Below are 24,694 nucleotides of genomic sequence, written 5' to 3' on the forward strand. Positions count from 1 at the left end.
TGGTTAATATTTTGCAATAAATGTTAATATTGTTATAAAAACGAACGGCTGAAAGCATAAATTAGATGATTTGTGCTAACGGCCGTTCTTTTTATGAGTCAATTCATGTGTCCAAGTATGTTTTTTTGTTATTTGGGTAAAGTGGAGTGTGCAGATTGTGGAAATGCTTTTAGGACAGGCTATAGACAATGTTATGTTTCGTCGGTTATAATTTTGCAAAATATAAGGGGAAACATGATATACTTGTTTAGAGATTACATAGAGATTCCTTTGGTAGGATTATTGCATACCACTGGAAGGAGATTTTTAATATGCAAAAATATAAAAAATGGAAACAAGTTCTGTCTGTTTCTACAGCAGTATGTCTGAGCATTGCGGGAGCGGGAAGCCTGATGGGCTGCGGCAGTACTGACAGAGGGAAGGACAAGGCAGATTCCGTGGAATCCAAAGCAATGGGACGGTATCTGGAGAATGAACTGTCTGTGCCGGAAGGATGTATGGAGATTGTGGATTTGCAGGTTATGAAAGAGGGAAGCCTGAAAATGCTTGCAAGAAACAGTGACTACGAATTGATGCTCTACCAGTCCTCTGACAAGGGCAAGACCTGGGAAGAAGGGAAGAAGGTTGCCGGTTTTTTCGGTGTGGAAGGGGAATCCATTTATAAAGCAGCGCTTGGAAGAGACGGAAGTATTCTGATTGGCGTGTATATAGAATCTGAAGATGAGAACAGCATGGGAAGTATGGACTATTATTATTGTCCGGCTGACGGTAAAGGAAAGAAGATTGAAATTGGAGAAGCTTTGGATGAAACCATGGCCTGGAGTATAGAGATTGGGGAAAATGGCAATCTGTTTTTGCAGATTTCAGGAAATGGAATCAGGGAAATCAATCCTGTTGACGGGGCAGTGGTTCATGAGTATGAGAAGGGAAAAACCACAGATTATATGTGTGTGACTTCTGAGTATCTGATCGTGATTGCAGATGGAGATGTGCATTATTATGATGTGGCTTCCGGTAAGCCGGCAGGTGGAGGTGATGCACTGACTGCACAGCTGAAAAAGACTCCTGCAAATCTGGAATTTGGAAATTCCTCCGGTACTGCTTTGCTGTTTTTGGATGGTGATGAGAAAAACACCATATTCTATGTGGATCAGACTGGTTTATACCGCTATGCATTTGGCGGCAATGTAATTGAGCAGGTAATTGATGGAAGCCTGAATTCCATAAGCTCTTCGAATAAGGCATTTAACTGTATGGCAATGGATCAGGAAGGCGTGTTTTACATTGGGGAAATTGATTACAGCTCCGGTTTAAATTGCGGAAGGCTGGTTTCTTATAAGTATTCTGCAGATACTCCAACTGTACCGGATACAGAGCTCACCATATATTCCCTGGAAGAGAATTCCGGTATTCGACAGGCTGTTGTTATGTTTCAGAAGAAATATCCGGATATTTATCTCACACTGGAAACCGGAATGTCTGGAAACGATGGTGTAACACGTACAGATGCGTTAAAAACACTGAATACGGAAATTATGGCAGGAAAAGGACCGGATATTCTGATTCTGGACGGAATTTCTTCCGAAACCTATGCAGAACAGGGAATGCTGGAGGATTTAAGTGGAATTCTGAAAGAGGCAGGATTACTGGACAACATAGAAAGTGCTTATACAAAAGAGGATGGAAGTATCTATGAGATGCCAGTGAAATTTGGAATTCCTATGATAGAGGGAAACAAGGAGGATGTGCAGGCAGTGACAGATCTGGCTTCTCTTGCTGATGTGCTCACGAAGCACAAGGATGAATATGGACTGACTTCGGAAAACATCTATAAGCTGCCCTTACTTTATTCCATGTATCCACAGGCACTTCTGGAAAAACTGGCAGATAACAATTCCGCAGCATGGATGAAGGCGGATGGAACTCTGGACGAAGAAAAGATCAAGGAATTTCTGGAACAGTCCGAAAGAATTTATCAGGCTGGAAAGGATGCTATGGATGAATTAAAGGCTGCTTATCCACAGGCTTTTGATGACAGTGAACAGCCAGTATATGAAAGAGCTGGCAGTATTTCGGGAGAAACTGCCGTGCTGCTTTCCCGAAACTGTGAATTTGCTTTAGGTGATATTTTTTCGCCTTTGGATTTTGCATTTGTAAATTCTATGGCAGAGATAGATACTTCCTTGGCCTATGCACTTTGGAATGGGCAGATGGCAAATTGTTTCATTCCGGTCAGCCGAATCGGAATCAGCTCCAGAGCTTCCCAGAAAGCTGCTGCTGAGAAATTCGTGGAATATTTATTTTCCGAGGAAGGACAGATGCTTTCCAGAGAAGATGGTTTCCCTGTAGTGGAATCTGTTTACAATGGAGAGGACTACTGGAATCAGGGAGAGGCTGGAAACGTGTTAGTTACTGGCGGCAGCAGTAACAGCGAGAACGGTCAGGAATTGGTATACAGTATAAAAGTTCCGTCCGCTGATAAGGTAAATGAATTAAAACAGCTTGGAAAAATGCTTACAACTCCGGTTTTGGATAATACAATCATTACCAGTGCTGTCTGTGAAAACGGAGTGCGTTACCTGAATGGGGAAATCAGCCTTGATGAGGCTGCGAATGCAGTCATGCAGCAGGTGAACCTGTATCTGGCAGAATAGAAGGAGTAAGAGATGTTTAAAAAGCTTCACAGGCAAATGACCATATTTGCATCACTGATCACAAGCGGAATACTGATTCTGATGGCAGTTTCCTGTCTTGTGATCTCCGAGAGGGGGCTTACCCATAATACTTACGAGAGATTTTTAAATAATGGAAATTCCTGTGTGGCTTATCTGGAAAATCAGACTGTGCTTTCTCACAAGTGGATATTGGAAGCAAAGCAGGAATACAAAGTGGAATTTCGCATTCGGAATAACGGAAAAAAGCTGTATTTTGATAAGCTGGATACAGAAAGCCAAAATCAGGATAAAAAGGAAGAGGATCTGAGCTCTGTAGAAAATATGCTGACAGAGGCTGCCAGAATTTCCCGGGAAGAGCAGGGGCTTGATGTGGACTATATGGGAAGCCTCTCTCTTTCCAAAACGGTTTATTTTGAAACTTCAGATTTTTATGCCTGTACAGCCTTGATTCCTAAGGGAAGCGGCGTGTTAAGCCTGGTGTTGGTATATCCTCTTGATGGGTTGAAAACACAGATCTTTCATCAAAGAGTCTGGTTTGGAGGTATGGTGCTGCTTGCAGTTCTGGCTTTGGTTACATTTTCCTGGTTTTTTACAGGAAAAATGCTTCGCCCTCTGGAAGAGAATCAAAGGAAACAAACCCAGTTTATTGCTTCGGCATCCCATGAACTGAGATCTCCGCTGGCTGTGATATTGTCAAGTGTACAGGCAATGGAATCTGACTGGGAAAATGCCGGCAGATTTTTGAAAACCATAAAAAGTGAGGGAGACAGGATGTCCCGGCTTATCGGGGATATGCTTTCTCTTGCAAATGCGGACAATAAATCCTGGAGTATTATGAAGACAGATTGTGAGCTTGATACCTTGCTTCTGGATACATATGAGAAATACCAGCCTATTCTGCATGGGAAAAAGATTTCCCTGAAAGTAGTTCTGCCAGAGGAGCCTCTTTCTATCTGTAAGTGTGACAGTGCCAGAATCAGTCAGGTACTGGAAATCCTTTTGGATAACGGGGCAAGCTATGTGTTGGTCGGTGGCAGGATGGAAATGGGAGTAAAAGAAAATGAAAAATATTTTCAGCTTTATGTACAGGATAATGGTCCGGGAATTTCGGATGAGAATAAGGAGGCTGTATTCCGAAGATTTTACAGGGCTGATCCGGCCAGAAAGGAGAAACAGCATTTTGGACTTGGACTTTGCATTGCCAGGGAAATTGTGACGTTACATAAAGGGAGTATCCGTATTCTGGATACTCCGGGTGGCGGAAGTACATTTGTGATAAGATTACCGAAATAAAATGAGATTTCTGTTTACTGGCAGACCTCCAACTGATAACCTATCCCGCGTATGGTTTTGAGAACCAGTGTGCTTTCCACAGATTTCAGGCGGCGACGGAGAAAATGTATGTAGTTGTCAAGATTTCCTTCTTCTACGTCGGATTCCATGCCCCATACGCGGGAGAGAAGAAGGTTTCTGGGAAGAACCTGACCGGGATTTCGGAGAAATACTTCCAGAAGGGCACTTTCGCGGCCGGAAAGAGTGCATTCTTTTGCACCCTTGGTAAGGCGCCCGCATTCAGGATCAAAAGCAATATCTCCCAGCTTCAGAAGATTTAAGTCACCCCATTTTCCGGGACGGCGCATAATGCTGTGGATTCTTGCAAGAAGCTCTTCAAAGGCGAAGGGCTTTACCATGTAATCATCTGCTCCGCAGTTCAATCCGTTGACTTTGTCCTGTAATTCGCCAAGTGCCGTAAGGAAAATAACAGGGGTTGAGATGTTGGACTGTCTGGCTTCTTTCAAAACCTGGGTTCCATCCATGGAAGGAAGCATGCGGTCCAGAAGTACCAGATCATACATATTTTCCTGCATATAGTAAAGACCTTCCGCACCATCCAGACATATATCTACCGTGAAATTTTCTTTTTCAAGTGCAAGCTTTGTAAGCTGCGCCAGATCTTTGTCATCTTCTATTATTAAGATTCTCATAAGAAACTCCTCTTCTTATAATCTGTTATCCATTATATACGCAAATCTCTAAAATTTCTCTAATTAATTTTAAAGCCTGTTTGAAAACCGGACAAAATCTCCCACAAATTGTGGCGCACATCTTGCAGAAAGCCTTTTTCAAACACGCTTTAGAGAAAGAATAGAGATTTCTTTGCTATTTTTATAATGTTGAATGAAAGGTAGAAAAGAGGAAATTTTTTGAAAAGAAAACATGCCCTGAAAGGGATTTTATTTATTCTCCCTAGCTTTGCAGGAGTCTGTGTATTCTGGCTGCTTCCTTATGTGGATGTGATCCGCAGATCTTTTTTTGGAGCTGTAAATGGAGTGTTTACTGGATTTATGAATTATCAGATGATATTTTCCAATCAGGCATTTCTTCTTGCCGGGAAAAATACCTTGCGGTTTTTCGGAATCTGTATTCCGTTACTGGTGGTTTTGTCACTGGCAGCTGCTGTCCTGCTAAATGGACTTGGAAAAAATCAGAAGCAGCTGATGAAAACCGCATTTCTGCTTCCAATGGCCATTCCAGTTGCTTCTGTGGCAATTTTATGGAAAGTACTCTTTAATGGACAGGGGCTTTTGAACCATTTTCTGGAAATGTTGTCGTTGAAAAGTATAGACTGGTTGAATACAAAGGCTACCTTCTGGGTGCTGGTGATCAGTTATATTTGGCGAAATTTAGGGTATGACATTGTACTGTGGCTGGCAGGCCTTTCCACAATTCCGGAATCTCTTTATGAGGCAGCAAAGGTGGATGGAGCAGGTGCCTGGAAATGCTTTACCAGGATTACCTGTCCCAATCTTTTACCCTCTCTTTTTACCATTGTAGTTCTGTCGCTGCTGAACGGCTTTAAAGTATTCCGGGAGGCTTATCTGGTCGCAGGAGATTATCCACAGGAGAACATGTATCTTCTGCAGCATCTGTTCAATAACTGGTACAGAGACCTGGCCATGGATAAGATGGCGGCTGCGGCAGTGGTTACTGGAATTGCGATCATGGTTCTGGTACTTTTACTGCAAAAAGCATGGGAAAGAGAGGATTAAGAAGTGAAAAAGATAACTTGTTTTTTTCTTGTACTTTTAGCTTTGGTCTTTATATTTCCTGTTTTATTTCTGGTAGTTGGTTCTCTTATGGGAAAAAATGAGCTTACAGATCTGCTGTTTCCAGTGCTGCAGGAGGGGGCGAAAGGATATGCTTCCTGGAAGTTGTTTCCGGAATATCCGACTCTGAAACATTATGTGGAAGTATTGCTGGATTCACCGGAATTTTTCGTAATGTTCTGGAACTCGGTGAAGATTACGGTTGGTGCCCTCGCTGGCGGGCTTCTGGTTGGAATGCCTGCTGCATGGGGATTTGCCAAATTTGATTTTCCAGGGAAAAATATATTGTTTACTTTGTATATTGCACTGATGATGATGCCGTTTCAGGTTATGCTTCTTGGCAATTATCTGGTGTTGGATAAAATTGGGCTTCTTGACTCGCTTTTGGGGATTATTTTCCCGGCGGTTTTTTCTACATTCCCCATATTTATTATGTACCGCTTTTTCAAAGGGATTCCTCTGGCGTTTCTGGAAGCGGCAAGACTTGACGGTGCAGGTGAGCTTAAACTGTTTTTTATAGTTGCCATCCCCTTGGGCTCACCTGGCGTCATTTCTGCCATTGTTCTGGGCTTTCTGGAATACTGGAATCTGATCGAACAGCCGATGGCATTTTTGAAAACAAAAGAATTGTGGCCGTTGTCTTTGTACCTGCCTAATATTGAGTTGGAGCAGGCAGGGTTTGCATTTGCGGCCTCTGTGGTGGCGCTGGCCCCGGCAGTTCTGGTATTTTTGTCCGGACAGGACTACCTGGAGCAGGGAATTGTCTCTACGGCGGTAAAAGAATAAAAAGAGAAACAACTGGAAAGTGACGATAAAAAACGACAGTTTGATAAAATATATTGTCAATGGAATTTAAAAGAAATAGTTAGAATGCAGAGTGTTTTACAAATATGTTCAGGAACAGAATGGGAGTTTGACATGAAGAAAAAATTAATTCAGGCAACTTGCCTGTTTTTTGTAATGATGCTGATTTTTACCATATTGTCAAGAGTTTCGGATTCTGTAAATGTGATACAGATCCAGACTAAGAACCCGGCAAATCAGATGATCACTCATGAGGTGAAAGGCTCTGGAAAAGTGGAGGGCAGTCAGGAAGTGGCGGTGTTTGTACTGGAAAATCTGCAAGTGGAGCAGGTGATGGTACATGCAGGGCAGACTGTGAAAAAAGGGGATATTTTATTGAAGCTATCCCAGAACAGCATTCAGGCGGCTTTGAAGAATCTGGACGATAAAGTAAAAACTCTGGAAGGGCAGGCAAAGGATCTGGAAAGCCAGAAAAAGGTGAACAGCCAGAAGCGTGCAGCGGAGCAGACATGGGCTGGAAATTCTTATGATCTGGCTGTGCAAAGCGGAAATGTTTCCGTGGATAATGCAAGGGCGGAAGTTCAGATAGCCCAACAGCGGCTTGACGAATTTTACAGGGAAAAGGAAGCAAAGACTTCCGGGGATGATTTAAGTGGCTTCACAGATGGAGAGGAAGGATTTAATGATGGTGAGACCACTGTAACACAGGAGGATGATTCCGCCACAGAAACTGCCCTTCAGGATGATCTGCGAGCCAGACAGGAAGCATTAAATGAAGTGATCGCGGGAAGAAACCAGGCTCTGGCAAGTGCTGGAAAAGCGGTGTCCGATGCCAGTACGCCGGAGGCTTCAGACAGTACCTTGGAGAACGTACAAAGAGAATTGGAAAATGCCAGAGCAGATATGGAAAAGGTTACAGTGCTTCAAAGTACAGAGGGAGTGATTTCGTCTCCTTCTGACGGTGTGATCAAAAGTCTGTCCGTGCAAACCGGAGACCTTACAGGACATACTGCAGCAGTAGTTTTATATTCAGCCGATGGTGCTGTTCGAATGACTGGTACCATCTCAAAAGATGATATAAAATATGTATCTGCCGGCGCAGATGTGAAAATCACAGATAATAACAATAATGATATTTCTGGAGCAACAGTGGAAAATATAACAGAAAATAAGGAGGATAATGATATTCGTGACCTGTCCATCATAATGCCGGCGAACAGTCTGTCCATCGGTCAGAGCGGAGATTTTTCCATATCAAAAGATGCTGGACCTTATTCCTGCTGCGTTCCGCTTTCAGCGCTGTACCAGGAGAATGGGAAGGTTTATGTGTATGTTACAGACACAGAAAATACAGTGCTTGGAACGGTAATGGTTGCAAGAAAAGTGGAAGTTACTGTGCAGGATAGAAACCAGACAACTGCTGCATTGGGTGAGGGAAGCCTTTCTACGGATCAGGCTGTGATCGTCCAGGCAGACAGGGAACTGAAGGATGGAAGCAGGGTGAGGATTTCTGAAAATTAGCATGGAAAGTGAAAAGAAGAATTACTGTTTCAAATATCTGAAGGTTGTTATGGCAGTATTGCTGGCCGCAGCTTTATTTTATTCTGGAATGAAAGATTATGTGAAGGTGGGAAAAACAGATACAGCGGTGGTTGAACTGTATGGAGATTATCCTGCAGTAAACCTGGCGAAGCAGATCTGGGAAAATTATCAAAGTAGTGATGAGATTACAGATTTCTGTTTTGTGTGGAATGGAGGAGTTCAGGTGGTTACGAATCCAGAGGATTTCAGACAGACAAATGCCCGGGTGACAGGCATTGTGGGAATGGCTGCTTTGTATGACCGACAGGCTGCTTTATTAGAAGAGAATGATGAAACCGGATGCGTGATCGATAAAGACACAGCCCTGGAGCTTTTCGGCAGTGAAAATTGTGCGGGAAGTCAGTTGACTGTGGGAGAGCAGATTTACGAAGTGCGAGGTGTGGTATCCTGGAATCAGCATACGATGCTTATCCGTCCGTCACGAAAAAATCAGGTTTGTACTCAGGTTCTGATCAGAGGGAAAAAAGGTCAGAATCTGGAGGGTGCTGCATCTGATTTTCTCGTGGGAAACGGACTATCCGGAATATTAGTGGATGACAGCTGGCTGGAAGTGATTTTGCCCTGGTTTCCAGTGGCTTTTCTTGTAATGCTTATAAGAACTGTTTCCAGGTGGCTGTATGAGATGGAGCACGGAACCTGGGAAAATGGAATTCAAAGAAATAGAGAAAAGAAAATTGATTTTAGAAAATGCAGTTGCTTTGTTATTAGAATTTTACTGTGGGGAATCGGCCTTTTTTTTTGCGTAAGGCTTTTATCCCATATTCCCCAGAGCTGGCTGCCGGACAAATGGTCAGATTTTTCTTTCTGGCCTGCGAAGATCCGGAAAACAATGGAAGCTTTCCGCTGGTACATCATGTTCCCGAAAACTATGGCGCAGGCGGAGCGGCTGATGAGCGGAATTGGCTGTATTATAAAATGTGGGGCAGCAGTACTGCTTATAGGGGCGGTGTAGGCTGTCTTTTTTTCTTTTTTGCCAAAAGAATTTTATAGATGAAGAAATATTTTGGTACATTTTTTTCGAGACTTTTCTTTAAAGTGTTTGCCAGACTGGAGCGCAGGTATTATAATAAACTTTAAGACCCTGAATAGGGAAAGAAGATTTACAGTCGCTGTTTACTGGGAAAAAAAGAACCAGCTGCCAGAAGAAAAGGCAGGACGGCGGCAAGTTTGTTACTGTTCATTGGTAAGGTTCGCGAAGCCTGTTGCTGTGAACGAAGTGAACAGGAACATGAGTTTTTATGAGATAAGGAGAGATTGAATGAGTAAGATTGCCATTGTAACGGACAGTAACAGCGGCATTACACAGGAGGAAGGACGCAGACTTGGAGTGTCTGTTATTCCTATGCCTTTTTTTATTAATGAGAAAATGTACCTGGAGGGAATTACCCTGAGCCAGGATGAATTTTATCAGTGGCTGAAGTCGGATGCTTCTATTTCCACTTCCCAGCCAAGCCCGGGAGAGACTATGGGATTATGGGACAACCTTCTGAAAGAGTATGATGAGATTGTACAGATCCCCATGTCAAGTGGTCTCAGCGCTACCTGTGCTACTGCAATGGGACTTGCCCAGGAGTATGAGGGCAGAGTGCACGTGGTAGATAATCAGAGAATTTCCGTAACCCAGCGTCAATCTGTGGTGGACGCGATTGCCCTTCGGGATGCAGGTAAAAGCGGAGCTGAAATTAAGAAGATCCTGGAAGAAGAGAAATTTAATTCCAGTATTTATATTACCTTGGAAACCCTGAAATATCTGAAAAAGGGCGGCAGGATCACACCTGCTGCAGCTGCAATAGGTACCGTTTTGAATCTGAAGCCGGTGCTGCAGCTCCAGGGTGAGAAGCTGGATGCTTTTGCCAAGGTAAGAGGCAAGAAGCAGGCCAGACGTACTATGCTGAAGGCTATGAAGGCAAATTTTGAGGGACGCTTTGCACCGTTTGTCCAGAATGGAGAAATGTGTCTTCAGGCTGCTTACACAGGTAATCCGGAAGAGGCAGAAGAGTGGAAGCAGGAGATGCAGGAAACCTTTCCTGGTATGGAAATCCATATGGATCCGCTGTCACTTAGTGTGGCATGCCATATTGGATATGGTTCTCTTGCAATCGCATGTTCTAAGAAAGTGACTGCATAGAAGCTAAGAAATGGCTATAGTTTATAAACATTAGTTTTGGATGTCACCTATAGATAGTAATTGAAAAGAATTGATTTTTTTAGAAAAGATTCCGAAATAGAATATATATTTTCGGAACGAATTCAGAAGAAAACAGAAGTATTCTCTCTGAGAAGAAAATTTAGGAGGATTTATGAAAAAACTTACAGACTACATGGCAGAAGAGCTTTCTGCAGCATTTGAAAAAGCAGGATACGATTCATCCTACGGTAAAGTAGGCGTTTCCAACCGTCCTGACCTTTGCGAATACCAGTGCAATGGTGCCATGGCGGGAGCTAAGGCTTATAAGAAAGCACCATTTATGATCGCAGATGACGTAGTGGGCAATCTGGCAGATTCCAAAGTATTTTCCATGAAAGAAATGGTAAAGCCCGGATTTATCAACCTGAAAGTCAGCGAAGAGTTTCTTGCAGATTATCTGAAAGAGATGGAGAAGGATGAGAAGCTTGGTGCAGACACAGCCAAAGAGCCGAAGACCATCGTAATCGATTACGGCGGACCGAATGTTGCCAAACCTCTTCATGTAGGTCATCTCCGTTCTGCAATTATTGGTGAAAGTATTAAGAGAATCGGTCGTTTCGTAGGCCATAAGGTGATCGGTGATGTTCATCTTGGTGACTGGGGACTTCAGATGGGACTGATCATTACAGAGCTGAAGCACAGACAGCCGGAGCTTGTATATTTTGATGACAGCTATACAGGTGAATATCCTGCAGAGGCACCTTTTACTATCAGTGAGCTTGAGGAGATTTATCCATGTGCAAGCGGCAAATCCAAGGAGGATGAGGCATACCGTCAGGAAGCACTGGAGGCAACTCATCTTCTTCAGCAGGGTAAGCCGGGGTACATGGCTCTCTGGAACCACATTATGAGTGTTTCTGTTACAGACCTTAAGAGAAACTATGCGAATCTGAACGTATCCTTTGATCTGTGGAAAAAAGAGTCTGATGCGCAGCCTTACATTCCGGACATGGTAGAGATGATGAAGGAAAAAGGCTTTGCATATGAGGATCAGGGAGCGCTTGTTGTAGACGTTAAAGAGGAGACCGATACCAAGGAAATCCCGCCATGTATGCTTCTGAAATCAGATGGAGCATCTCTTTATACTACTACAGACCTTGCCACAATTGTAGAGCGTATGAAGCTGTTCCAGCCAGATGAGATCCTTTACGTTGTTGACAAACGTCAGGAGCTTCATTTTATTCAGGTCTTCCGTTGCGCAAGAAAGACAGGTCTTGTGAAAGAAGACACAAGGCTTTCCTTCCTTGGCTTCGGTACTATGAATGGAAAAGATGGCAAACCGTTCAAAACAAGAGAGGGCGGTGTTATGCGCCTTGAGAACCTGATTGCCGATATTGATGAGGAAATGTTCACAAAGATCGTAGAGAACAGAAGTGTCCGTGATAAAGATGCAAGAGATACTGCTAAGATTGTAGGTCTGGCAGCAATTAAATATGGCGATCTTTCCAATCAGGCTACCAAGGATTATATTTTTGATGTAGACCGCTTCACCTCTTTCGAGGGAAATACAGGTCCGTACATCCTTTATACAATCGTTCGTATCAAATCCATCCTGAACCGTTATGTGGAAGCAGGCGGAAATCTTGAAGCAGGTGAGATCCTTCCGGCATCTAACGGCAGCGAGAAGAACCTGATGCTTCAGCTCAGTGGATTTGGAAGTATGATCGAGAGTGCATTTGAGGAAAAAGCTCCGCATAAAATCTGTGCATATATTTATGAGGTTTCCAATGCATTCAACAGCTTTTATCATGAGACCAAGATCCTCAGTGAAGAGAATCAGGCGCAGAAGGAATCCTATATCCGTCTTCTGCAGCTGACCAAGAGAGTGCTTGAGACAAGTATTGATCTTCTTGGATTCGAGGCACCGGATAAGATGTAATAAAATAATAAGCAGATTATGAGGGCATGGTCTGTGGTATGGAGCTGCGGCACTTTCTGGAAAAGCTGGAAGTGAGCGGCTCCTTTTTTCTTTACGCAAGCGACGTGACCAGGTTCATGCCTGCATGAGACGTTGACGGCTGCTGCGATAAGAGGTAAAGCTTACATAGTGTGTTTTGTCTCATTTTTGTATCGTTATGCTTTAAGGCAGAAAGGAAATGTCAGATGAAAGCGAAACATCATACAAATTTTCTGCCGGACAGGGTGTTTTCCTATTTTCAGAAAGAATGGAAAGTGCTTCTGGCAGTGACTATATCCGGTTTGATCTATAATATCGGCCTTCTGGCAGGTCCCTGGTTTGAGGGGAAAATGACCGGCTGCCTGGTGGATATCCTGAAAGGGGCTGACCAGTTTTCAGATATGCTGGTTCTGGTGCTGGGCTATGTGACCGCCATTGCAATTGTCCAGACTGCCAGATATATCAAGAGGTTTTATGTGCGGCGTTTTGCCAACAATGTAAATCGCAGAATGAAAGAAATCCTGTATGCCAGTCTGGTGCGGAAAAGTCGTGCAAGCCTTCGGGAAGAGGGGGAGGGAAGCATTATGACCAAGGCAATACTGGATGTGGATGACTGCGTAGAGGGAATGCGCAAATTCACTACGGAGATTTTTGATACAGGAGTTGCCCTGGCTGCTTATGCAGGAATGCTTTTGTGGTATGATTTCAGGCTTGCCTTGCTTTGCATGATTTTCCCGCCGGTTTCTTATATGACGGCGGAAAAAATGAAAAAAATGATCCAGATAACCGGAACTGCATACAAAGAGCAGTCTGGACATTTAAGTACAGCGACTCTGGATCGGGCGGAAAATGCTGTTACATACCGTGTTTTTGGATGTGAAGAGGATCGCCGCAAGGCATATGAAGAAAATCTTACCGCTTATGAAAAGTCAGCAGTAAAAGCGAATATCTGGAATTCCATCATGCCGCCTTTGTACCGGATCATTTCCATGACCGGGGTACTGTTTATCCTGTATTTTGGACAGAAAAATGTTCTGGGAACAGGCTGGAGCACATGGACGATTGCATCTTTTACTACTTTCCTGGCATGTTTTGTGAAGCTGTCCGTGAAGTCATCCAGTGCAGCGAAGCTGTTTAATGCAGTGCACAAGGCGCAGATTTCCTGGAAGCGTATTAAGCCGCTTTTGACAAAGCAGGAAGAAATTCCAAAGAGTGAGAAAAATGTGTCTGGAATTCTGGAAAATGGGAAAGTGGAAAAGATCGAAAATGTGTCTGCTAAACATGCAGAAGAAACATTGTCGCAGAAGGAACTATCTCAGCTAGAGATAGCCCAGTCAGAAATTCGTTACAGGAACGTAAAACAATTGCAGGTCCGTCATCTGAATTTTGCTTATCCGGATGGGAAACAGATTCTGAAGGATATTTCCTTCAAGGCTGAAAAAGGGCAGATAATCGGAATTACCGGACCAGTGGCCTGCGGAAAGTCTACTTTGGGAAAAGTATTTTTGTGCGAGTATCCATATGAAGGTCAGATTCTTGTGGATGGCAAAGAGCTTCAGAATATGCCCCAATCCTGGCAGACGAATATCATAGGCTATCTTGGTCATGATCCGGAGCTGTTTAACGACAGCGTGGAAAACAATGTGCTTATGGGTGAACAGAAAAAGACAGAGGATTTCCTGAAAATGGTTTGCATGGCAGAAGAAGTAAATGAGATGGATGATGGTTTACAGACTCTGGTAGGAAATGGTGGCGTACGTCTTTCGGGCGGACAGGGAAAACGTCTGGCTCTTGCAAGAACTCTTTGCCACAAAAAGCCAGTTCTGGTTCTGGATGATCCTTTTTCGGCTTTGGATAAGAGCACCGAGAGACAGATTTTTGCCAATTTGAAAGCACAGGCGAAAGAGAATATTGTGCTGCTGATTTCCCACCGTCTGTATCTGTTTCCGCAGATGAATCAGATCATCTGGATGGAAGATGGAAAAACAGTGGTGGGTACGCATGAAGAATTACTTGTGAAGGTACCGGAGTATAAGAAATTATTTACTGAGGAAGGAGGTGCAGAGAGTGAAGACAGACAGAAATAAGAACAACGTGAAATCAGAAGAAAATATGATTTTGGAAAAGAGCAGAAGGTCAGATGCAAATGTTTTTCCGGTAGAAAACAAGGGAAAAGGGAAAATTGCAAAAGCGAAAAAAAGACAGGTAAAAGGTGTGATCTGGAAAACAGTTCTGCAGCAGAAATGGCTGTCTATGGGTATTGTCTTTGCTGTAGCAGGCGCAGTGGTAACGGCTCTTATCCCGCCGCTGATCCTGGCAAAAATCGTAGATACAGTCACAGCGGGAAAAGCCGTGACATTCTGGGTGATTTTCCTTTATTTTGCAATGCTTGCACTTACCGGATTCATGGAATCTGCCAGGGAAGGTCTGCTTACCGTATTTGGGCAGAAAATCACACATGCACTTAGAAGCAGCCTTATGGAAAAATTCATATGCCTTACTTCTGACAAACTGACAGGGCTGGAACCTGGAACTCTGGCTTCACGCTTTGTTGGTGATGTAGATACTGTGGAAAATCTTTTTACCTCAGGGATCATCAGTATGTTTGCTGACGCCTGCAAGATTATCAGTATTCTGGTGGTGATCTGGTTTGAAAATAAGGGTCTCGCTGTGGTGCTTCTTGTAATACTGCCATTTCTTTTCTGGTTTACCAGACATGTGCAGAAAAACATGCTGGCAGCCCAGATCGAAAACCGTAAGGCTGTGGGAAGAGCCTCTGGACATGTGCCGGAAACCCTTCATAATATCCGTACCATCCATTGCCTTGGCAGGGAAAAATATATGGAAGAGCGTTACGACACTTACATCGGTGAAAGTTACCAGGCAATGGAGAGAACCAATTTTTATGATGCAGTATATTCACCGGTGATCTTGATTTTAAATGCAGTCGTGGTTGCAGCTGTGATGCTGCTTTCAGCATCTGGAAATAAGATGGTGCTCACGTTTTTTGGAATGTCTGCGGGAACTGCAGTGGCTGTGATCAACTATATTTCACAGATTTTTTCGCCGGTGGAAAGTCTTGGAATGGAGATTCAGACCATCCAGTCCGCGGTAGCTGGAATCCATAGGATTAATGAATTCTTTGGGCTGGAGGAGAAAGAAAATGGCGCACAGGAGAATGGAGATACCGAGAAAACCTGGAATAATCCGGCAACAAAAATAGAAGAAAACAGAAATGAAAAGATTAGCCGAAAGGAAGCGATGGCTGATATGGAAGAAAGGCACAGACTGGGAGCTTCTGACAGTAATAGTTTGCCGTTTGTAGAATTCCGGAATGTAACCTTCGGCTATGATGAGCATGTGGTGCTGGAGCATCTGAATTTCAAGGTGATGGATACCGATCAGGTGACTCTACTCGGACGAACTGGTGCAGGAAAGAGTACGATATTGAAGCTGCTTCTTGGACTTTATGAGCCGGATCAGGGGCAGGTACTGCTCCACGGCATTCCGGCAACGGCTGTGAGGGCTGGAGAACGACGGAAACTCTTTGGATACGTAGAGCAGACTTTTCACATGGTGCCGGGAACCGTACGCGACCAGATTACATTATATGATGACCGGATCTCTGAGCGTCAGGTAAAGGCTGTTGCAGAGCTTACAGGTTTAAAAGAGGCGATTGAGAGTCTGGAAAATGGTTACGATACTTATTGCACCCCGGAGATTTTTTCCCAGGGACAGTGGCAGCTGCTATCCATCGCCAGGGCAGCAGTGGCAGAGCCCAAACTGCTTCTTCTGGATGAGATTACTGCAAACCTGGATGCGGAGACAGAGAAGGCTGTTCTGGCCGCATTGAAACGTGTGGCAAAGGATCGTACCGTTATTTCCATTTCACACAGAACGTCCGCAGAACTGGGAAGGACGATTCAGATTTAATCTGAGATTGTGAAAAGCACTTATAAAATTTTTATAAAGTGCTTTTCACAGTGGACTTTAAATGTTATAATTCTGATTACATTCTTAAATGTCTGATTCGAAGCTTTTTCAATCGCGCTTCGGAATAGCGGATATTTCATAATCACTAATTTTTTATCTTATTTATATTTATCATTTGCCGGAGATCGCCGACAGTATTCACTTAATTTATGCAGACAACGAGCTAGAGCCTGTTTGAAAAATCATTCCCGCAATCTGCACGCCCCACTTTGCGGGAGATTTCACCCGAATTCAGTTGCCGTAGCCCACTACGGCGCCCTCATCCGGGCGAAATCTCCCACAAATTGTGACGCACATCTTGCAGAAAGCCTTTTTCAAACACGCTCTAAAGCCTGTGCTTGCGTCAGACCTTGAAGCGTGTTTTGTCTCATTTTTGTTATTGAAAATAGTTACATGTTTTTATGAAAAAGAGGTGATTATCATCAATCTTACAGGTATGATCTTGAAAATGCGTTACTGTATCCTGGAGCAGGTGGGCGCAGGCGGGGAAGGGCATTTGTACCTTGCCAGGGATATGGAGCTTGGAAATTACTGGGCAGTAAAAGAGCTTCCCCTTGAGAAAAAACGTGAAGCCAGATTGCTGCGGCTTCTGGAACATCCATCCATTCCACGGATGGTAGATTATGTGGAAAATGGAGATCACTGTTATCTGATCATGGAATATATTCGTGGAAAGTCCCTTGGACAGATGTTAAAGGAGGGACATGTTTTTGCAGTGGATGAGCTTCTTTCCTACGGAGACACTGTGCTTGCAGTTCTGGAATATCTTCATGGGCAAAAACCGCCGGTATATTATGGGGACTTGAAACCGGATAATCTTATGCTTTCAGATTCAGGCAAATTGTATCTGGTGGATTTTGGGAGCGCGGTGTTTGGATTTGGAGAAAATCAGCGGATCTGTATGGGAACAGAAGGCTTTGCCGCTCCAGAACAATATGAGGGAAAAGTAAACAGCTCCAGTGATCTTTATGCTTTGGGAAAAACATTACAGGCGCTGGCAGGAAAAAACTGGTTATCCGTTTTGTGGAAAGCTCCGGGATTTGCTTTGTTTCTCTATAAATGTACCCGGCCTCAGGGGAAAAGACGATTTGAAAATGCGGCACAGGCAAGAAAAATGCTTTCTGGTATAGGAAAAAGAAAAGGGCTTGCCAGAAAAAATGCAGCGGTGGTGATTGGAACTACGGGGATTTTGCTGGCTGCAGGTGTATTTCTTGCAGGATCAGAGCAGCAGGCAACTTTCGAAAGTGCATTGGCAGAAGTAACGAAAGGATATTACGAGATAGAGGAAAATGAGTCTTCTTCGTTGTCAAAGAAATTTGCAGCAGAAGCGGATAAAAAAAGTACAGACAAAGAAGCAGATAAATTTCTTCTTAAAAAATGCGAGCATGCAGAAAGTGCTTTGCAAAAACTGCAAAAAGAATATACGAAAGATGAAGAGCAGAGAAAATTGCTTTTATTATTGGCGGTAAATGCGGAACTTCAGAAAGAGTGGGAACGGGCCGCCGTGTATTATGAGCAGCTGCTTTTGTATGCGCCGGAATTTGCAGAAGGGTATGGGAAATATGGACTGTTCCTTTTGCGAAGAGGTCAGAAGAATTCCAGCAGGAGACTTTATGTTTTATACAGAAGCAGTAAGGCAGATGGGACGGATTGTAAGAGCGTTGAAATCTGGGAAAAACAGATGGAAAGTGAAACAGGTAAGGGAAAATGAAAAGATGGAGAAGCATAAGGAGAAAAATTGCGAAAGGCTCAAATCGAAGAGGTATATATTCGCACAGCATCTGGAATAACTTTCGGAAACCTGGAATTTTTCTGGTGGTGACCGTGATTTTACTTATTACCAAAGGTGGTATGCTTTACACCTATGGTGGGGAATTTGGGGGATTTGATATCGATATTGGTGCTGATGAAGGTATATTTGATAATTGGGAGGAGGCTGAAGGAAATCAGGAAACTACGGAGCCAGAGCAGAAAGAAAATGGGGGCAGTAATGGTAATGAAAGTAATAACAACAGCAATAATGACAGCGCGAATAGCGGTACTAGCAGTAATGACATAGAAAATGACGGTAATAATAACAGTCATAATAGCGGTAGCAGTAACGATAACAACAGCGGAAATAATAACAGTAACAACAATAATAATAACAATAATAGCAATAATAGCAACGCAGGAGCTGGCTTGTCGAAAACAGAGAACGGTGACAACACAGGTGATAAGGAGGGCTGGGAAAAACCTCAAGCTGCGGGTTCTGAGAGAAGACCAAAAGAAAATAGGAAAGAAATAAAGAAAGAAAACAGTGTCACGGCAGCCTCACCGGCAAACAAAAACGCAGAGAATAAGAAAACGAATATAAATGCAGACAACAGTGCCAATGGAACTGAGTCTAAAAGCAATACTACAAAAAACACTTCTCGTGTAAAGAAGGATAGCTCAAAAAGCAAAGAAGAAAAGTCAGAAGATACCGCAGCAGATGAAAATATAAGTGAAAGCAGGATTACTGCCAGAGAAACAAAGAATACTTATCGGAAAAAAGAGAATAGGGTCAAAGCAAAAATTACGGAAAGTTCCAAAAAAGAAAATACCAGTGAGTACTTGAAGCTCACGGGGGCCGGCACGGTTTTTACAGCAGTAGGAATGGCAAAGACATCTCATGGACTTGGATTCTATAACAGAAATGATGAAAATAGAGAAAAAAATGAAAACATAAATAAAAACAATAACATAAATGATAATGAAAATGGCACAATACGTTTTGTACACGAAGAAACAGTCCCTGTAAATGAATATCCTGAAATACAAGTTATAAGAACTACCGGTGAGCAGGATGTTACAATTCTGTCTTTGAACTTAAATGGTGATGAGATTTTCTGGCACCAGGAGGGGGATACCCTTATATTTGACCAGCCGATTACAGCGAAGGAAAATACTGTGAAAGTGATTGCTGTAATAGATGGGAGAAGAATTGTGCATATGCCTATATGGGAGTTTTGAAAGTGTGCGTCAACTGTTACTGGTCACGGAGTGGTTACTGTTCACTGGTAACGTTCCGCGAGGCGTTTTTTGTGAACAAAGTTCACAGAAAACCCGAGAATTGCGGCGCGAAATCATGCGAATGCATGATTTCTGTGCATTGCGAAGCGCGTTACTGTGAACGGAGTGAACAGTAACACGGAGTGAATGGTAACCCTCAACTAAGATTTTGCCATCTGGACGTTATAAAGAAATGATGTTATAATTAACACCCATATAGCGAAAGACTTGAAAAATCAACGACAAAAATTACATGACGGTACAGGAGGCAAAACACAGATGTACAAAGCTATTTTATTTGATCTGGACGGAACTCTCACCGATTCCGGGGAGGGAATCACCAAATCCGTACAATATGCTCTGGAGAAGGTAGGAAAACCAGAACCAGATCTTCAGAAGCTGCGCATTTTTGTGGGACCGCCCCTTTTGGAGCAGTTTCAGGAATATGCGGGAATTGACGAAGAAACAGCAAGAAAGGCAGTTGAGATTTACAGAGAACGATACGCACCAGTGGGGATTTATGAGAATGAACTGTATCCTGGCATTCCGGAAATGTTATCCGGACTGAAACAAAGAGGATACAAGCTTGCCATTGCGTCTTCCAAACCAGAGAATTTCGTGAAGATCGTTGCGGAATATTTCCATATTGATTCTTATTTTGACGAGATGGTTGGAAGTGAGCCTGAGGGTAGACGAACCAATAAGACAGAGGTGATCGAGGAAACTCTGAAGCGGCTGGGATTTTCTGAACACCGTGACCAGGTGATCATGGTGGGGGATAAAGAGCATGATGTATTTGGGGCAAGACGGGCCGGATTGGAATGCATTGCAGTTTCCTATGGGTACGGAACCGAAGAAGAACTGAAAAATGCCCATCCTTTTAAAATTGTGAATTCGGCAGAGGAAATACTGGATTTTTTCGCCTGAGCCCCAGAAGAAAACAGAAAATGCCGGTTTTGGCATGGAAGTGTCTGTATCCGGTGGGAATCCATTTTGTGCTTTCCCAGCTTGTCTCCTATCTGGGACTGTATTTTCTGGTGCAGCGGACTGGCGCAGATATGAGTGCATATTACCAGCATGTGCTTATGCTGACTGGTCTGACAGGGATTTTGGCTGCAGTTCCCTGCATATTGTTGTATCGGGGCGATTTTTCAAGAAGAAAAGAAACCGGGATATTATATCCTGCAGCTGATCGTCACCTTCCTGTTCCTGAAATTCTGGGGTTTCTTATAATTGGCGCATTTCTTGGTCAATATGGAAACATTCTGGTAGGGCTTTTTCAGCAATATTTGAATCCGGAAGCTTATCAGGAAACTCAGTCCTTGATTTCCGAGGGGAAAAGTATCTGGAGTCTGATTTTCTGGATGGGGATTGCAGCACCTTTTGCAGAAGAGGTTATTTTCCGCTGGCTGGTATTTCTTCGTATGAGAGATAATATGCGCGTGATCACAGCTGCACTGTTTTCAGGACTGACATTTGGAATTTACCATATGAATCTGCTCCAGGGAGTGTATGCAACTATTATGGGATTGCTTTTCGCATTGATCCTGGAATGGAGAGGAAATCTGTTTGCCAGTGTATTTCTTCATATGGGGGCAAATATCTGGAGCCTGCTGGTCAGTGATGTGATGCTGTACATGCTGGATCATACAGGAGCCACATCCGTAATTGCACTGAATCTGTTTCTTGTTTTTGCAGGAACTTATGGTATCTGGAGATGCTATAAGAATTATCAGAAACGAGGATGTACGAGGCTGATATAAAGCATAATCAGAAATATATTAAGAAAAATAGAAGACCTTCTTACAAAATCCTGGAAAAACAGGGGAGATTGTGAGAAGGTTTTTTGTTGGCGCATTCCACTTTATAAACATTTAAGAATTTCCCGTCTTGAATTTAAAGTACACATATGCTATCTTAAGTGTATTAAACGTATTAATACACTTAGAAAGGAGGAGGCCTGTCTATGATCGTTTTAGATTATCAGGACAGAAGGCCACTGTACGAGCAGGTGGAGGAGAAATTCCGGAACCTGATCCTGAAGGGAGTACTGGAGCCAGGCTCCAGAATGCCCTCTGTGCGGCAGCTGGCCATGGAATTATCGATCAACCCCAACACCATCCAGCGAGCCTACATGCAGCTGGAACAGGAGGGACTGATCTACCCGGTTAAAGGAACAGGAAATTTTATCGCAGACAGTGAAGAAGTGCGTAAGCTTAGCAAAGCTTCCTATACAAAAGAACTAAAAGCCATGATTCAGAAGGGAAAGGCTATGGGAATGAATGAGGAAGAGCTGATCTATATTATCGGGGAGTGTTACAAGGAGGAGAAGCCATGATAGAAGTCAAAGAATGCAGTAAGGCGTTTGGCACTGTCAAAGCGGTCAATAAAGCAACTCTGGATGTTGGAGTGCGGGAAGTGTTTGGTCTTGTGGGCAGTAACGGCGCCGGGAAAAGCACCCTGCTTCGGATGATGGCTGGAATTATAAGGCCAGATGAAGGGGAAATCCAGATTGACGGTATGCCAGTGTATGAAAATGAAGAAGCAAAGAAACTGTTTTTCTATATCTCAGATGACAGTTATTTTCCGGCAAATTATACAGCAATGGATCTGGTGCGCTTTTACCGGAACTTCTATCCTCAGTTTCGAACCAGGTTTTTTCATGAACTGATGGAACAATTCCATCTGGAAGAAAATCGCAGAATTGCAACTTTTTCCAAAGGTATGAAAAAACAGGTTCTTGTAATCATCGGTGTGTGCGCGGCAACGAAATATCTGTTTTGCGATGAGACCTTTGATGGACTTGATCCGGTAATGCGTCAGGCAGTAAAGAGCCTGTTTGCGTCGGAGATTATGAACCGGGAATTTACTCCTGTGATCGCGTCTCACAATCTGCGCGAACTGGAGGATATCTGCGACCATGTCGGGCTTTTGCATAAAGGGGGGATTCTTCTTTCCAAAGATCTGGAAGACATGAAATTTCACATTCACAAGATACAGTGTGTGCTTAGCGGAAGACAGCAGGAAAAAGAACTGGAAAAGGAACTTCAGGTTTTGAAGGTGCAGCATCAGGGGTCTCTTCTTATGATAACAGCCCGGGGAACCAGAAGTGAGATCATAGAGAAGATCCAGGCCAAAAATCCTCTCTTTATGGAGGTGCTTCCTCTGACCCTGGAGGAAATTTTTATCAGTGAAACGGAGGTGGCAGGCTATGAAATCAAAAATTTATTCTAGCAGATATATGAAGGTGTCATCAAAAGGCATGATGTGGATTCCGGCTTTTGTGACCATCGGATTTCTTCTGGCATTTCCGGTGGCAGAGCTGATCATGCTGGGAAACTGGTTTGGAATGGGATACACCACCAGTGAGATCAATGCACTTTATGCAAATCTGTGGCAGGATGGATTTATGCTCACCGGACTTGCAGTTGCGGCAACTGCAGCATTGTTTAACGGAATCAGCCAGTTCTGGTATCTTTATTCACCGCGGAAAATTGATTTCTATCACAGTCTTCCGGTGAAACGAAGCAGAATGTTCTGGCATAAGACTTTGCAGTCCCTTTTGTATTATTTGCTTCCATATCTGGCAATGGAATTTTTCTCCGTCTGCATCGGGGCAATGAGGGGATTTTTCAGCCTTCATCTTATGAAACTGGCATTTTTGATGATGGTATTTCATTTGCTTTTATATCTGCTTTTGTATTTTTCGGTTGTGTTTGTAATCTGCATTACCGGCCATCTGCTTATGGGAGCTCTTCTGCTTATTGCAGTGGCTGCTTATGGACCGGTGCTTTCTGTTACTCTGCAGTTTTACGAAAAAGTTTTTTATTATACCAGCAGTGTAGGTGTCTATGGCTTTATAAAAGGCTTGAGAGAAATGGCGTCACCAGTCATCCTTGCCTACACCTTTGTGGGAAAATATGCAGAAGGAAATTATGGTGGCATTCTGGGAATTGTGCTTCTGGTGACAATCACTTTTGGCGTTCTTGGATATTATGCATTTGTAAACAGAAAATCCGAAAGAACCGGTATGGCCTTTGTTTTTCCATGGGTTGGCACAATCATAAGATTTATGATTGTGGTTCCCGGAGGACTTGGAATCGGACTTATTTTCTATATGCTTCCAAGTGACAATTCCAGAATTGTATGGTGGATTTTCGGATTGATTTTTGGAACCCTTCTTTCAGGAGGGATAATGGGAATTATTTATTACAGGGATTTCCGAAAATTTTTCTCCAATAAAATACAGTTTGTGGTAAGCGGGGCCTGTGTAGCATTTGTGGCCTGTATGTTCTTATTTGACCTGACTGGATACGACAACTATATCCCTTCTTATGATAAAATCGAAAATATTGCAGCTGAATTTACGGATGGCGGTGGATGGGAGAATACTTATAGCGTTGAAATAAATGAAGATGGCAAGATTTCCACACAGGATTCCGGATATTATAGGAATGGAGATCTTCTGGGCAATAATCTGGGCATTAGTCCTGATATTTATGCATGTGTGGAGCAGATTGTGAAGGAAAACAAGGTTATATGCCGATCCCTTTCAGAAGATAGTGACAACAGAGCGCTGTGGAACGGCGATATATGGGATTCTTCTAACGATACATCAAGACTTCAGATGCGTTATGACCTGAAATCCGGAAAAACTGTTTATCGCTCTTATATGGTCAGCACAGAGAATCAGAAGAACTTGTATAAAGAGGGATATGCGGAGGGAACCTTAAAGTCTGAGCGCTATTCCATTTTAAAGCTGGATGATAAATATGTGGATGAGGTGCGCTGTGATTTTATTACAGGAGAATCTATTTCCCTTTTCCAGGACAATAAGGCAAAGAGACAGCTGTTGGTGGATGCATTTCGTCAGGATGTAGAGGAGGCGGATCCGGAAGTGCTGACCGGAGAGCCATGTGCAAGCCTGAACATTGAGTATTCCGGAGTACCATCTGCAGAATCTGTTGATGCCATGGTGCCTGGCAGAACCGGAGACTATTATTTTTACGCATGCTTTTATGTATTCCCGCAGTTCAAAAGGACAGTTGAAATTTTGAAGGAAACAGGGTATCCTGTCTCTATGGAGGATGTGAAGCTGAGCGCTGTGGAAGTGGAATATTATATGAATGAGGAGCACAATGAATATTCTTCTCCTGTGGTTTACGATCAGCCGGAACAGCTGGAAGAACTGAAAAAGGTTCTGAGATGTTACCAGATGGTGCCATTCTGGGAAAAAAGGGAAGCTGATAAATGGGCCAGACTGAAGGTTGTGATTGACGGAGTGGAATCAGAGGCAGCGTGGTCCATAATGGCGAAGGATGTTCCGGAATTTATGAAAGAGGATTCACAGCGGGCATTATCCTTTGAGGTTTTTGAAAAGGAATAAAGAAGGAGA

The 24,694-nt window shown here is 43.3% G+C and carries 18 protein-coding genes and 2 pseudogenes; 18 read left to right on the forward strand and 2 right to left on the reverse strand.

Annotated features, from left to right (window positions below):
* The first annotated feature begins 311 nt into the window (after nucleotides 1-311).
* The gene (locus tag I4V84_RS06975; protein WP_195991471.1) at nucleotides 312-2,654 is read left to right on the forward strand and encodes an ABC transporter substrate-binding protein; all 2,343 of its coding nucleotides are present in this window, start codon (nucleotides 312-314) and stop codon (nucleotides 2,652-2,654) included.
* A gap of 12 nt (nucleotides 2,655-2,666) precedes the next feature.
* Nucleotides 2,667-3,968: a HAMP domain-containing sensor histidine kinase gene (locus I4V84_RS06980; protein ID WP_195991472.1), complete on the forward strand. Its 1,302-nt coding sequence runs from the start codon at nucleotides 2,667-2,669 to the stop codon at nucleotides 3,966-3,968.
* Nucleotides 3,969-3,982: 14 nt separating this feature from the next.
* Here I4V84_RS06980 and I4V84_RS06985 read toward each other — a convergent pair whose 3' ends face one another.
* The gene (locus I4V84_RS06985) at nucleotides 3,983-4,660 is read right to left on the reverse strand and encodes a response regulator transcription factor (RefSeq protein ID WP_118579423.1); all 678 of its coding nucleotides are present in this window, start codon (nucleotides 4,658-4,660) and stop codon (nucleotides 3,983-3,985) included.
* A gap of 219 nt (nucleotides 4,661-4,879) precedes the next feature.
* On the opposite strand from I4V84_RS06985, the gene I4V84_RS06990 reads away from it, so the two are divergent.
* The 8 genes from I4V84_RS06990 to I4V84_RS07025 all read left to right on the forward strand — a co-directional run bounded on the left by I4V84_RS06990 (nucleotide 4,880) and on the right by I4V84_RS07025 (nucleotide 16,206).
* The gene (locus tag I4V84_RS06990) at nucleotides 4,880-5,725 is read left to right on the forward strand and encodes a sugar ABC transporter permease (protein WP_173770078.1); all 846 of its coding nucleotides are present in this window, start codon (nucleotides 4,880-4,882) and stop codon (nucleotides 5,723-5,725) included.
* Between the two features lie 87 nt (nucleotides 5,726-5,812).
* The gene (locus tag I4V84_RS06995) at nucleotides 5,813-6,568 is read left to right on the forward strand and encodes a carbohydrate ABC transporter permease (RefSeq protein ID WP_195991499.1); all 756 of its coding nucleotides are present in this window, start codon (nucleotides 5,813-5,815) and stop codon (nucleotides 6,566-6,568) included.
* A gap of 132 nt (nucleotides 6,569-6,700) precedes the next feature.
* Complete coding sequence (locus I4V84_RS07000; protein WP_195991473.1) at nucleotides 6,701-8,107, forward strand: biotin/lipoyl-binding protein; 1,407 nt, start codon at nucleotides 6,701-6,703, stop codon at nucleotides 8,105-8,107.
* Between the two features lies 1 nt (nucleotide 8,108).
* Nucleotides 8,109-9,140, forward strand: a complete 1,032-nt coding sequence (locus tag I4V84_RS07005) for an ABC transporter permease (RefSeq protein ID WP_195991474.1) — start codon at nucleotides 8,109-8,111, stop codon at nucleotides 9,138-9,140.
* 306 nt (nucleotides 9,141-9,446) lie between these two features.
* Nucleotides 9,447-10,316, forward strand: coding sequence for a DegV family protein (locus I4V84_RS07010; RefSeq protein ID WP_195991475.1), 870 nt, complete (start codon nucleotides 9,447-9,449; stop codon nucleotides 10,314-10,316).
* 172 nt (nucleotides 10,317-10,488) lie between these two features.
* Nucleotides 10,489-12,255, forward strand: coding sequence for an arginine--tRNA ligase (gene argS / locus I4V84_RS07015; protein WP_118579438.1), 1,767 nt, complete (start codon nucleotides 10,489-10,491; stop codon nucleotides 12,253-12,255).
* A 224-nt stretch (nucleotides 12,256-12,479) separates the two neighbouring features.
* Nucleotides 12,480-14,360 carry an ABC transporter ATP-binding protein gene (locus I4V84_RS07020; protein WP_173718315.1) on the forward strand — a complete coding sequence of 627 codons (1,881 nt, stop codon included), beginning with the start codon at nucleotides 12,480-12,482 and terminating at the stop codon, nucleotides 14,358-14,360.
* Nucleotides 14,341-16,206 carry an ABC transporter ATP-binding protein gene (locus I4V84_RS07025; protein WP_330608487.1) on the forward strand — a complete coding sequence of 622 codons (1,866 nt, stop codon included), beginning with the start codon at nucleotides 14,341-14,343 and terminating at the stop codon, nucleotides 16,204-16,206. The genes I4V84_RS07020 and I4V84_RS07025 overlap by 20 nt, the downstream gene beginning before the upstream one ends.
* Before the next feature lie 207 nt (nucleotides 16,207-16,413).
* Here I4V84_RS07025 and I4V84_RS20390 read toward each other — a convergent pair.
* Nucleotides 16,414-16,551, reverse strand: a pseudogene (locus I4V84_RS20390) (DUF6783 domain-containing protein).
* On the opposite strand from I4V84_RS20390, the pseudogene I4V84_RS20395 reads away from it, so the two are divergent.
* From I4V84_RS20395 to I4V84_RS07060, 8 genes and pseudogenes are all read left to right on the forward strand, one after another.
* Nucleotides 16,501-16,620 (forward strand): annotated as a pseudogene (locus I4V84_RS20395) (DUF6783 domain-containing protein); the annotation flags it as partial. The pseudogenes I4V84_RS20390 and I4V84_RS20395 overlap by 51 nt on opposite strands.
* A 25-nt stretch (nucleotides 16,621-16,645) precedes the next feature.
* Nucleotides 16,646-17,977, forward strand: a complete 1,332-nt coding sequence (locus tag I4V84_RS07030) for a serine/threonine-protein kinase (protein WP_207748631.1) — start codon at nucleotides 16,646-16,648, stop codon at nucleotides 17,975-17,977.
* The gene (locus I4V84_RS07035; RefSeq protein WP_195991477.1) at nucleotides 17,974-19,260 is read left to right on the forward strand and encodes a hypothetical protein; all 1,287 of its coding nucleotides are present in this window, start codon (nucleotides 17,974-17,976) and stop codon (nucleotides 19,258-19,260) included. The genes I4V84_RS07030 and I4V84_RS07035 overlap by 4 nt, the downstream gene beginning before the upstream one ends.
* A 318-nt stretch (nucleotides 19,261-19,578) precedes the next feature.
* Nucleotides 19,579-20,226, forward strand: coding sequence for an HAD-IA family hydrolase (locus tag I4V84_RS07040; RefSeq protein ID WP_148461902.1), 648 nt, complete (start codon nucleotides 19,579-19,581; stop codon nucleotides 20,224-20,226).
* Nucleotides 20,227-20,246: 20 nt separating this feature from the next.
* On the forward strand, nucleotides 20,247-21,062 hold the full coding sequence (locus tag I4V84_RS07045) for a CPBP family intramembrane glutamic endopeptidase (RefSeq protein WP_118579453.1): 816 nt from the start codon (nucleotides 20,247-20,249) through the stop codon (nucleotides 21,060-21,062).
* A gap of 203 nt (nucleotides 21,063-21,265) precedes the next feature.
* The gene (locus tag I4V84_RS07050) at nucleotides 21,266-21,637 is read left to right on the forward strand and encodes a GntR family transcriptional regulator (protein WP_118579456.1); all 372 of its coding nucleotides are present in this window, start codon (nucleotides 21,266-21,268) and stop codon (nucleotides 21,635-21,637) included.
* Nucleotides 21,634-22,533 (forward strand): ABC transporter ATP-binding protein, encoded by a 900-nt coding sequence (locus I4V84_RS07055; protein WP_173715908.1) that lies wholly within the window; start codon nucleotides 21,634-21,636, stop codon nucleotides 22,531-22,533. The genes I4V84_RS07050 and I4V84_RS07055 overlap by 4 nt, the downstream gene beginning before the upstream one ends.
* Nucleotides 22,511-24,685: a DUF6449 domain-containing protein gene (locus I4V84_RS07060; protein WP_195991478.1), complete on the forward strand. Its 2,175-nt coding sequence runs from the start codon at nucleotides 22,511-22,513 to the stop codon at nucleotides 24,683-24,685. The genes I4V84_RS07055 and I4V84_RS07060 overlap by 23 nt, the downstream gene beginning before the upstream one ends.
* Nucleotides 24,686-24,694: the final 9 nt, after the last annotated feature.

Origin of the sequence: Ruminococcus sp. 1001713B170207_170306_F1, assembly GCF_015668065.1 — a bacterium.
Classification (GTDB): Bacteria; Bacillota; Clostridia; order Lachnospirales; family Lachnospiraceae; genus Blautia_A; species Blautia_A faecis.